Raw genomic sequence first — 10,489 nt, forward strand, 5'->3', positions numbered from 1 at the left:
TCAAAAATCATCTAAATACACATTTCAGGAAATTAAAAATCAATACATTTTTCCATCACACCAAAAATGTTTCGAGATCATAAGCGGGCCTGAAACAGCATGCCTGCAACAACAGTTTAATCACCTCCAAATTTTTACCGAAGACCCCCACCTTTGAATAGGCATCACTGAAAATTTGTAACATTCAATGCATATTTCCAGAGGAAACCGACCATTTCTTACTCAAAAAACACCGTTTAATATTCTGAAAGTCTGAATAGTTAGGGATAATTATATTTCCAGCGGCATTAATTCTTATCATAAGCTGATTTTTCGGATGGATTTAGCAAGGAAACCGCTGTGTCTTATAATCGAAGGTCAAAAACGATAACCGAAGGAATAGAGCGGTCGCCGAACCGCGCAATGTTTTATGCCCTGGGTTATCAGGAAGAAGATTTCGACAAGCCAATGATCGGGGTTGCCAACGGCCAGTCGACGATCACGCCCTGCAATGCCGGGCTTCAACCGCTTGCAGATGCAGCCATTGCGGCTATTCGTTCCGCCGGTGCCAATCCGCAAACTTTCGGTGTGCCAACGATTTCAGATGGTATGTCGATGGGTACCGAAGGCATGAAATATTCGCTGGTTTCGCGCGAGGTAATCGCCGATTGCATCGAGACGACCGTTCAGGGCCAATGGATGGATGGCGTGCTCGTCATTGGCGGGTGTGACAAGAACAAGCCCGGCGGAATGATCGGCATTATTCGGGCAAATATCCCGGCCATTTACGTGTATGGCGGTACAATCAAACCCGGTAACTGGAAGGGCGAAGACCTCTCGATTACGTCTGCCTTCGAAGCTGTTGGCGCCTTTCGTGCCGGGCATATAAGTGAAGAGGATTTCAAAGGCATCGAGAAAAATGCCTGCCCAACGACAGGCTCCTGCGGCGGAATGTACACCGCCAACACAATGAGCTCGTCCTTTGAAGCACTGGGCATGTCATTGCTTGGTTCATCAACAATGGCCAATCCCGACGCCGAAAAAACCGTTTCAGCAGCAGATTCCGCCCGCGTACTTGTTGAAGCCGTTAAGAAAAATATACGGCCAAGCGATATCATCACCCGCGAAAGTGTTGAGAACGCTATTTCGCTGGTCATGGCGACGGGCGGCTCGACCAATGCCGTTCTGCACTATCTTGCGATCTGCGATGCCGCAAATATTGAATGGACGCTGGATGATTTTGAACGGGTCAGGCGCAAGGTTCCTGTCTTTTGCGACCTGAAGCCATCGGGCAAACACATGGCCGTCGACCTGCACCGTCAGGGGGGCGTGCCGCAGGTACTCAAACAGTTGCTCAATGCGGGACTGCTGAATTCCGAATGCCTTACCATTACCGGTCGCACCATCGGCGAAGAACTTGCAAATGTTCCCGATGCGCCGCCGAGCGGACAGGACGTGATCCGGACCATTGCCGATCCCCTTTACGCAGAAGGACATCTTGCCGTCTTGCGCGGAAACCTTGCACAAGACGGGGCAGTGGCAAAAATTACCGGTTTAAAATCGACGGCAATAACGGGCCCCGCGCGCGTTTTCAATGACGAGCAATCAGCATTAAAGGCCATTTTGTCCGGCGAGATAACAGCTGGCGACGTTCTTGTATTGCGTTATCTCGGCCCCAAAGGTGGCCCGGGAATGCCAGAAATGCTCGCACCAACGTCGGCAATCGTCGGACAGGGATTAAGCGACAAGGTCGGCCTGATAACTGACGGACGATTTTCCGGCGGGTCCTGGGGCTTACTCGTTGGTCACGTGACCCCTGAGGCATACGAAGGCGGTACAATTGCCCTGGTCGAGGAAGGCGATATGATTACCATTGATGCCAATGCGGGCCTTCTGGCGCTTAACGTCGATCAGGACGAGATCGAACGCCGGCGCAAAAACTGGCACCAGCCCGCCCCGCGTTATACACGCGGTGTACTTTCGAAATTCGCACGCCTTGCACGCCCGGCCAGCAAAGGTGCCGGCACCGGTTAATACCCCCATGTCAGCCTGCTCGCTTCCGATTGAAACCTTGCGTAATCATTGTGAAATCCAGAACGAAAACAATGTCCTTGTCCATGCCCTATGATCAGGCGAGCATACTTACCGCCCTTGCAACCTATATTGTTGGTGCCGCCAGCCCGGGGCTGGGCAATATGGCAATTGCATCCACATCCGTTCAAAGTGGTCGCATATCCGGCTTTGCCGTCATGTTCGGTGTTCTGGCTGCCGGGCAGACATGGGCATTGTGCGCGGCCGCTGGATTGTCATCAATCCTGCTGACAATGCCTTCCGCGATGCATCTGATCGGCATCGTTGGTGGCATGTACCTCGTATGGCTGGCATTCAAAACGTTTAAAAACAAACGCACAAAAAACCGGATGGAATTCGCCCCACATGCAGGCAAATCGTCTACGGCCCATCATTTTCGCAAAGGATTTTTTATCCAGATCCTGAACCCGAAAGCCGTTCTGGGCTGGATACTTATCATCTCGATCGGTGTTCGGCCCGAATCTCCAGCCTACACACCGATCATCATCGTGTTGTGCTGTCTTATCCTGGGCATGATCATTTTTTCCAGCTATGTCATGCTTTTCTCACTGATCGGCACCAGGCCCCTGCCCTTGGGCAGCATGTCCCTTTTTCGCTATGCCGAACCCATCGTCTATTTCCTTGCCGGATCATGGCTGGTGGTCGACAGCCTGAAATGATGAAAATGGAAAAAGCCGCTGCTGCCGATGACAACAATCATTACGCTAAATTTAAAACCTCTTTCTCCGGAATTGCCAAAGGTTTTGCGAGATTGATCAAACGTTTAACAGCGGGCGATGAATCCTCACGCCGCCAGACAAGGCCCGTTTCGATAAACGGTGGCGCACCTTCAAGCGGGACATAACACGTCCCGGTACGATCCAGATTGCGCAATGCCTCAGGCACAAGCGCAATCCCCAGCCCGCTGGAAACCAGGCTGATGATTGTCTGCATCTGGATTGCCTCCTGCCCGATCTCGAGCTTGTAGCCGGATTGCGAGAAATATCGGGTGATTATGTCGTAAAATGCCGGGGCAATCCTGCGCGGAAAGATGATCAGCGGATGTTGCGCAATCTCGGCTAACCGGATCTTTCCGTTAACACAGGTGATGCGTCCGTTCTCTATCCAGGCTTTTGGTACCGTCGCAACCAGCGGCTCTCGCAGCATGGGCAGATATTCCAGCGAATGATCAAACATTTGATGTGCGGGAATGATCATACCGACATCAATTTCCCTGTTCAGGATGGCTTCGGCCTGCAAATCACTGGTCATTTCCTCAAGATCAAGCTTCACATCCGGACAGTTCAGCCTGAAATCAGCAACCAGCCTGGGCAAAAGACTGTAAGCCGCCGTCGAAACAAAACCGAACTTCAAAACGCCAATTTCACCATGCGCAATCTGCTTGGCCAAAAGCGGCAGTTGTTCGGCATTGTCGAGAACCTTCCGCACACATTCCAGCCAATGTTCGCCAACGGCCGTCAGCTCAACATGTCTCTTGGTGCGATTGAAAAGGGTAACGCCCAATTCCTGTTCCAGGGCGATAATCGCCTGACTGAAAGGCGGTTGCGTCATATTCATGCGTTCGGCAGCACGACTGAAATGCAGTTCTTCAGCCAACGTAACGAAATAACGAAGTTGCCTCAGGTTCAACGCCAACCTCCGCCACTAAACACAGACCATCCAGCTTCTCAGAGGCAGCAACGATAGCGCATCCAAAATTGGTTGTCTATTTCCAAACAACTCTACCATAGGGTGTGACCGCCAAATACGCGGTGTCTGTGGCATCGGAAGTGGCGTTTTTCGCTACGAAAAACGCGCCTCCCTCTCAATACGGACCAGGCTCAAAGACAAAACTTATCGCGAGAAAAAAGCAGTCTGAGACGTAAATCACCAACCGGATCATCACGCAAAAATTTCTCCTCAAAGACTAAAAACAGGCGCTCGAAAGGTTCTGTATTATCCGCGAATATTTTCACCTCAACGATCCCGTCATATTTAATAATTCAGTGCCCTTGCCTATTCCGCTCCGCAATATAATATTGTGCATTTGCGAACAAAAAAATCGGCCAAAAATAAAAAACGACCCCGCGGTAAATAATATATTTTACAAATCAATCAATACGTAAATAGAATTTTTCGCAAACTTGTTTTTTAACTAAAATGAAGTCAACAAACTTTCAAATGCGTGAATGAAAAACCTCATTCTGAAAAACCATAACATTCATTTAAACGCATATTTTAAATAAGGGAGGAGTTTACCTGATGATTAATCAGATGGACGATGTTGCCTGCCAACTATTCTCGGAAAACAATCCCACGGATGGACCCAGAAAAAAGGTCATCGATAGTCCGTATCTCAATAAATTCCAAAGAATTCATTTCATTCTGTTTGATGTTGCACCTGCAATCGGCGCAGTAGCTACTGTCGTGGTCTCTCTAACATACAAAGTCACGTCATTAGACCTGGTCCTCTTTGCGGTCATGTGGCTGTTCTCCGGACTGGGGATTTCGGTTGGCTATCACCGCTTGTTCACGCACCGTACCTTCCAGGCTTCCCCAACTGTTCGCGCCTTACTTGGTATTTTTGGCTCAATGGCCGGTCAGGGAGGTGTCATCTCCTGGACGGCAATGCATCGCCGTCACCATGAATGCGGTGACCAGGAAGGGGATCTCCATTCCCCAAACCTTTCCGGTCCAGGTTGGAAAGGCTGGATTAAAGGGTTCGTACACGCCCATTTCACATGGATGTATGCCCACTCCTACCCCAATGTCTCCCATTATGCGCCCGATTTGCTGAAAGATCGTGTGATTGTTTGGGTAAATCGCCGGTATTACACCTGGATCGTCTTGGGCTTACTTATTCCAACGGTCATTGGTGGGTTATATTCGCAAACATGGATGGGGGCGCTAACCGGTTTTCTGTGGGGTGGCGCAATGCGAATGTTCGTGGTCGAACAGGGTATTTTTTCCTTGAATTCGCTATGCCATCTGATCGGAAAACGCCGTTTTAAAACGCATGACCAGAGCACAAATATTGCGTGGCTGTCCCCGTTCATCTTCGGGGAATCCTGGCACCACAATCATCACGCATTTCCCGGTTCTGCCTCTTTTGGCCTGGCGTGGTACCGCATTGATCCCGGCTATTGGTTCATATGCTTGCTATCTGTTCTGGGTCAGGCATGGGACATCAAAATACCCACGCGCGAGCAAATTCAACGACGAGAACTTCCCAAAGCACAAGCATCTACCCGACCTTAAAGGAGAGCCTGACAATGAACCGTATTCTGCCTGAGAAAAACATTGATGAAGCGGCAATCTTCCAGTGGCTTCAGACATATATATGCAAGACCCTGGATATGAATCCCGCATCCGTAGGACTTCACGACAATCTTGATTCTCTCGGAATGGACTCAGCTATCACCACGGCACTGGCGATGGATCTGGAAGGTTGGCTCAATATCGAAATCCCTCTTTCAATCCTGTTCGAGGCCGACAGCCTAGAACAAATTGCGGCAGGTGTTTCGGCAGAAATCAATCGTCAGCAGGTGAGCGTAGAATGAATCAGTCAGCATTGAAAGAAGTGCCCGCATATGGCGGCTCCCCAAGCGCCATTCAGTTTCATTACGATGTCGGCCGCGAATTTTATCAATTGTGGCTTGATGACTCTATGACCTATTCGAGTGCCTTATGGAGCGAGTCAGATGACGACACCCTTAATGCCGCGCAACAGCGCAAAATCGACTATCATCTCGAACAGGCGCGCGCCAGACAGGCCAGTTCGTTGCTCGATATCGGCTGTGGTTGGGGGGCACTGGTTAACAAAGCAAGCTCCCTTCCCAATCTTCATAAGATCGTGGGTCTGACACTTAGTAACGACCAGGCCGACTATGTTCGCGGCTTTGGCTTGCCAAATCTCGATATCCGCTTGGAAAGCTGGACCGAACACCACCCAACGACACATTATGATAGCATCATTTCAGTCGGCGCGTTTGAGCATTTTGTCAAGCCCGAAGACAGCACGGCAGAAAAAATTGCCACATATCGCGATTTCTTCGAAAAATGTGCCGGATGGCTTTCGCCAGGCGGCTGGCTTTCTCTTCAAACTTTCGTTTACGGAACAATGAAGAATGAAGAAGCCAGCGCATTCATCAACCATGAAATCTTTCCGGCAGCGGACCTGCCTCGCCTGGAACAAATCATGGCATCGGTTGATGGCGTTATGGAACTCACCAAATTGGTGAATCACAGACTGCATTATGCGCGAACATATGACATGTGGGCGCGCAACCTACGACGGCGGCGTGACGAAGCCGTCGATCTCGTTGGCGAAGCCATGACCAACAAATACGAACGTTATCTCAAGCAAACGTCAATCGGATTTTACACCGGTAAAATCGGTCTGTTGCGTATGACGTTCCGCCCTGTGGACCGCTCCCTTTCCGTACTTGCGAAAGAGTAACCACAGCAACGCAAGCCTTTCATTTCATGTTGTTCTAACAACGGGTGGCAACCGCCGGCCTTCCGATCCCCGGCGGCTGTCCTCCTGTGTCAGGTGAACCGTAAGGAACATTCGATATGTTAGCCTCTTCAGAAACTGCAACGGTTCTTCGAAGACCAAACCTGGTCTTTAATCCCCTTGACCCGGAATTCAGGAAAAACCCCTACCCGCTTTATACACGATTGCGGCGCGAAGCACCTGTATTGCGCAGCAAGGGCATGCTGATTTTATCACGCTACACGGATGTCCTTGCCGTCTTGAAAAGCCGTAAATTCAGTGTTGGCCTGATCCCGGAAACCGTCACCACCCAAGCATCCAGGATCGGCTTTCAGGACATCGCGCAAATGCGCCGCTTCCTCGATACGTCCATCGTCTTTACCGACAATCCGGAACATATGCGTCTCCGCCGGCTGGTCAATCAGGCTTTTTCCAAAGAAGCCATATATGCGTTCGTTCCAATGATAGAGCAGCGGATCGAGAAGCTGCTTGATATACATAGCAGAAAAGGTCACTGCGAGATCATCGAAGACATCGCTGTTCCGTTGCCAATCGACATCCTATGCGACTGGATGCTCATCGAAGAAGAAGCCCGGCCTCAATTCTCCAAGAAAGTCCACGCCGTAAGGCAGCTACTGGATCCAGGGATGATGAGCAGATCCGACTTCCAGGCCGCAGCCAAAGGCATGCGCGATCTGACCGGGTTTCTGGCCGATCATGCTTCGCGGGTCGGCAAAATCGATGACGGCAACCTGGTCTCCAGACTATGTAACGCCCGCTTCGAGGAACAAGGCCTCAGCGATGAGGAAATCGCTTTTACCTGCGTGATGGCCTTCGTCGCCGGCACGGAAACAACCCAGTCTTTGATTGGCAATATCGTCTATACGCTTTTGCACAACCCTGACCAGTTTTCGTCAATCTTGAACCGTGAAGGCGGGGTTTCCGCCGCCATTGAGGAAATCACAAGATACGAAACCCCGTTGCAGTTTACCAAACGCCAAGCGCTGGAAGACTGCAAGGTCGGAGACATCGAATTTCTCAAGGGGGAACAGGTTCTGCTTTGTCTGGGGGCCGCGAACAGAGACGAAACCGTTTTTGAAGATGCCGCACAACTACGACTGGACAGATCCGGGCCAAAACATGTGGGGTTCGGGTTTGGCATGCATTCATGCCTTGGCGCACTTCTGGCTGCCCTGCAAAGCGAGATTTTCCTGCAGGTACTTCTGTCTGAATATACGGGCTTCCGTCAAATCAGCAAAACCGTTGACTGGCAAAACAGCAGTCTTATCTTGCGCGGCCCATCGACGCTTGAGATCGAATTCTCGCGTAAACAGGTGATACAGTGAGCCGGTTCGCAGAAATATTTGGGAACGCTCGTCCCGATACGTGCGTCGACCTTTATGCATTTCACCATGCAGGGGGCAGTCGTCATTCCTTTGCTGCCTGGCAGAACCGGTTTCCGCGCGCTATCAACGTATATCGCGCTCAATTGCCGGGCAGAACACCTGAAAGCTACCATTTCTTACCTCGCAAGGTAGCAGAGTTAATTCCAGATCTTGCAGCGTGTTTCCTTCGGAGCCGTTTTGGCAACATCAACCCCTTTGTGTTCTACGGTCATAGCCTAGGGGCGCTCGTCGCATTCGAGCTTACGCGCTTTTTGCGTCAACATAGCAAAACGCTCCCAATCGGTCTGATCGTATCAAGCCGCCGCGCCCCGCAATGTCCTTTGGTCTATTCAGAATTATGCAGCCTGCGCGATGATCTTCTGCTTCCCAAATTGGAGGAACTTGGCGGCGTCCCTGCCTATCTGAAGGCGAAACCGGATGAACTCCGGCGTCTTTTACCTGTGGTCAGAGCTGACCTGCTGCTGTCGGACCGCTACGACTACAATGAACAACCACCGTTCGATTTGCCGGTCCTAGCCACCAAGGGCCTGCATGATCCAATTATGTCTCTAGCCGAGCTCAAAGCTTGGTCTGACCAGACCACCGGCAAATTCGAATGTTTGGAACTATCCGGTGCCCATTTCTTCGACAGCCATGGCAGCACCCGTCTGGAGAAACTCCTTACGGAAACAGTAATACGTTGGGGGAATGCCCCCTCGCCGACGCCTAGAAAAGCCATTCTACCACTGGAGGAAACACAATGCTGAACTCGGTCGATGTCAGAACAACCGAAACCCGAACTGTTCCCACCATGTGGAATCTCCTGGAAACATATGTCGCGACCAAAGCGGATGAGAGAGCTTTCATTTTTCTGGGCCCGGACAATGTCGAACAGGAAGTCCTCACTTATGGCGCCCTCCATCGACTTGCCGTTGCTTACGGAAAACAGCTACGACTAGCGACCCAGCCCGGTGATCGTGCGATTCTGATGTTTCCAACGGGACTGTCGTTCATCGTCTCGTTTCTGGCATGCCATTTTGCCGGAGTGGTTCCCGTACCCATGGTCCCGCTGAAGGGCCAGCGTTTACGCGATACAGTATTGGCAATTGCCGAGAATTGTGCGGCAACGGTCGTCATGACCACGTCGGAACAATCGGAATTCCTGAAATCACAATTGTCAGTACTGCCGACATATGCAGATGCAGGATTTATTGGGGTCAATGTTGACCTGGAATGCCCCCCAGTCACCAGTAACGACACACCTCATCCAGCCCAACTCAGCGAACTGGCTTTCATCCAATATACCTCTGGATCGACCTCTGTCCCCAAGGGGGTGATGGTTTCACATGCCAACCTGGCTGCCAATCTCGAGATGATGACCATCGCCTACGAAAACGATCAATATTCAAGCTATGTCGGCTGGGCACCCCTCTATCATGACATGGGTCTTATCGCGAATGTTCTGGAACCATTCTATCTGGGTACTCTATGCGTCCTGATGGCACCTAACCTGTTTGCGCACCGTCCATGGCTTTGGCTGAAAGCGATTAGCGATTATCAGGCCCATGTAAGCGGCGGCCCGAATTACGCATATGATCTGTGTATCGAACGGGCCGAGGAAATTCTCGAAATGGGGTTTGACCTGTCTTCCTGGCGGGTCGCCTTCAATAGTGCCGAACCCGTCCGAGCCGAGACATTACGCCGGTTTACCGCCGCATTCATGCCACTAGGGTTCCGGCCACAGACCTTTTATCCATGTTTCGGGATGGCCGAGGCCACTTTGCTCATCACCGGCGGCACACGTGCCCAGGTGCCCCTAATCGAAAATCTGAGTCGAACCGGTCTGGCAAACGGAATGGCGATCGAAGCGAACGACCCCAAAGATACAATAGAGGTGGTTGGTTGCGGGCAGGTTCTGCAGCAAGAAGACATCCGGATCGTCGATCCCCATTCAACCATTGAAAAACCCGACGGTGAAATCGGCGAAATCTGGGTTGCCGGACCACACATCCCTTTTGGATACTGGAACAACCCTGTCAGTTCGAAGGAAACCTATCAGGCAACGATTGCAGGAAGTATTGGACCCAGATTTCTGCGAACCGGCGATCTTGGGTTCATGCAAGCAGGTGAATTATATGTCACCGGACGTCATAAGGATCTGATCATTGTGCGCGGACACAATGTTTTCCCCCAAGATCTGGAGTTTATCGCCGAGCGTGCGGCACCGGGACTAAAACGCAATTCCGGTGCTGCCTTTGCCATCGAAGATCCTTCAGATGGGCAACAAACGCTTTGTCTTGTGCAGGAAGTCATGCTGAGCCAGCGATATACCATTGATGTTGATGACACTATCAAAGCCATTCGTCAGGCGATTATGAAAGAAACCGACATCACGGTTCACAAGATCATTCTTGTTCAGCCAAGTTCCATTCCCAAAACATCAAGCGGCAAGATCCGACGGGCGGAAACCAAAAAGCGTTATATCGACGGTACGCTTCTGGTTGTTCAGGCGCAATCCTCGGCCGCAACACGTCAAAAGGCAACGGCCTGAAGGAACAGG

The 10,489-nt window shown here is 51.0% G+C and carries 9 protein-coding genes; 8 read left to right on the top strand and 1 reads right to left on the bottom strand.

Annotated elements, in window-relative coordinates:
• The first annotated feature begins 339 nt into the window (after positions 1–339).
• On the top strand, positions 340–2,013 hold the full coding sequence (ilvD, locus tag CSC3H3_RS23160; protein WP_101286706.1) for a dihydroxy-acid dehydratase: 1,674 nt from the start codon (positions 340–342) through the stop codon (positions 2,011–2,013).
• A gap of 71 nt (positions 2,014–2,084) precedes the next feature.
• Entirely contained in the window at positions 2,085–2,729 is a 645-nt protein-coding gene (locus CSC3H3_RS23165; RefSeq protein WP_101286707.1) for a LysE family translocator, read from the top strand.
• 40 nt (positions 2,730–2,769) lie between these two features.
• On the opposite strand, the gene CSC3H3_RS23170 is transcribed toward CSC3H3_RS23165, so the two are convergent.
• The gene (locus CSC3H3_RS23170) at positions 2,770–3,699 is read right to left on the bottom strand and encodes a LysR family transcriptional regulator (protein WP_101286708.1); all 930 of its coding nucleotides are present in this window, start codon (positions 3,697–3,699) and stop codon (positions 2,770–2,772) included.
• Between the two features lie 612 nt (positions 3,700–4,311).
• Here CSC3H3_RS23170 and CSC3H3_RS23175 point away from each other — a divergent pair.
• The 6 genes from CSC3H3_RS23175 to CSC3H3_RS23200 all read left to right on the top strand — a co-directional run bounded on the left by CSC3H3_RS23175 (position 4,312) and on the right by CSC3H3_RS23200 (position 10,480).
• Positions 4,312–5,307 carry an acyl-CoA desaturase gene (locus CSC3H3_RS23175; RefSeq protein ID WP_217351149.1) on the top strand — a complete coding sequence of 332 codons (996 nt, stop codon included), beginning with the start codon at positions 4,312–4,314 and terminating at the stop codon, positions 5,305–5,307.
• Between the two features lie 14 nt (positions 5,308–5,321).
• The gene (locus CSC3H3_RS23180) at positions 5,322–5,609 is read left to right on the top strand and encodes an acyl carrier protein (protein ID WP_157831999.1); all 288 of its coding nucleotides are present in this window, start codon (positions 5,322–5,324) and stop codon (positions 5,607–5,609) included.
• Complete coding sequence (locus tag CSC3H3_RS23185) at positions 5,606–6,508, top strand: class I SAM-dependent methyltransferase (protein WP_101267053.1); 903 nt, start codon at positions 5,606–5,608, stop codon at positions 6,506–6,508. Before CSC3H3_RS23180 ends, CSC3H3_RS23185 begins: the two co-directional genes overlap by 4 nt.
• A gap of 116 nt (positions 6,509–6,624) precedes the next feature.
• The gene (locus CSC3H3_RS23190; protein WP_101286709.1) at positions 6,625–7,890 is read left to right on the top strand and encodes a cytochrome P450; all 1,266 of its coding nucleotides are present in this window, start codon (positions 6,625–6,627) and stop codon (positions 7,888–7,890) included.
• Positions 7,887–8,696 carry a thioesterase II family protein gene (locus CSC3H3_RS23195; RefSeq protein ID WP_101267050.1) on the top strand — a complete coding sequence of 270 codons (810 nt, stop codon included), beginning with the start codon at positions 7,887–7,889 and terminating at the stop codon, positions 8,694–8,696. Before CSC3H3_RS23190 ends, CSC3H3_RS23195 begins: the two co-directional genes overlap by 4 nt.
• The gene (locus CSC3H3_RS23200; RefSeq protein ID WP_101286710.1) at positions 8,690–10,480 is read left to right on the top strand and encodes a fatty acyl-AMP ligase; all 1,791 of its coding nucleotides are present in this window, start codon (positions 8,690–8,692) and stop codon (positions 10,478–10,480) included. The genes CSC3H3_RS23195 and CSC3H3_RS23200 overlap by 7 nt, the downstream gene beginning before the upstream one ends.
• Positions 10,481–10,489 lie beyond the last annotated feature (9 nt).

The organism is Thalassospira marina (genome assembly GCF_002844375.1).
GTDB lineage: Bacteria > Pseudomonadota > Alphaproteobacteria > Rhodospirillales > Thalassospiraceae > Thalassospira > Thalassospira marina.

What these genes read in the sequence shown, in the direction of transcription:
- CSC3H3_RS23165 (WP_101286707.1), top strand. Translation starts at nt 2,085, where the DNA reads ATGTCCTTGTCCATGCCCTATGATCAGGCGAGCATACTTACCGCCCTT.
- CSC3H3_RS23175 (WP_217351149.1), top strand. Translation starts at nt 4,312, where the DNA reads ATGATTAATCAGATGGACGATGTTGCCTGCCAACTATTCTCGGAAAAC.
- CSC3H3_RS23180 (WP_157831999.1), top strand. Translation starts at nt 5,322, where the DNA reads ATGAACCGTATTCTGCCTGAGAAAAACATTGATGAAGCGGCAATCTTC.
- CSC3H3_RS23185 (WP_101267053.1), top strand. Translation starts at nt 5,606, where the DNA reads ATGAATCAGTCAGCATTGAAAGAAGTGCCCGCATATGGCGGCTCCCCA.
- CSC3H3_RS23190 (WP_101286709.1), top strand. Translation starts at nt 6,625, where the DNA reads ATGTTAGCCTCTTCAGAAACTGCAACGGTTCTTCGAAGACCAAACCTG.
- CSC3H3_RS23200 (WP_101286710.1), top strand. Translation starts at nt 8,690, where the DNA reads ATGCTGAACTCGGTCGATGTCAGAACAACCGAAACCCGAACTGTTCCC.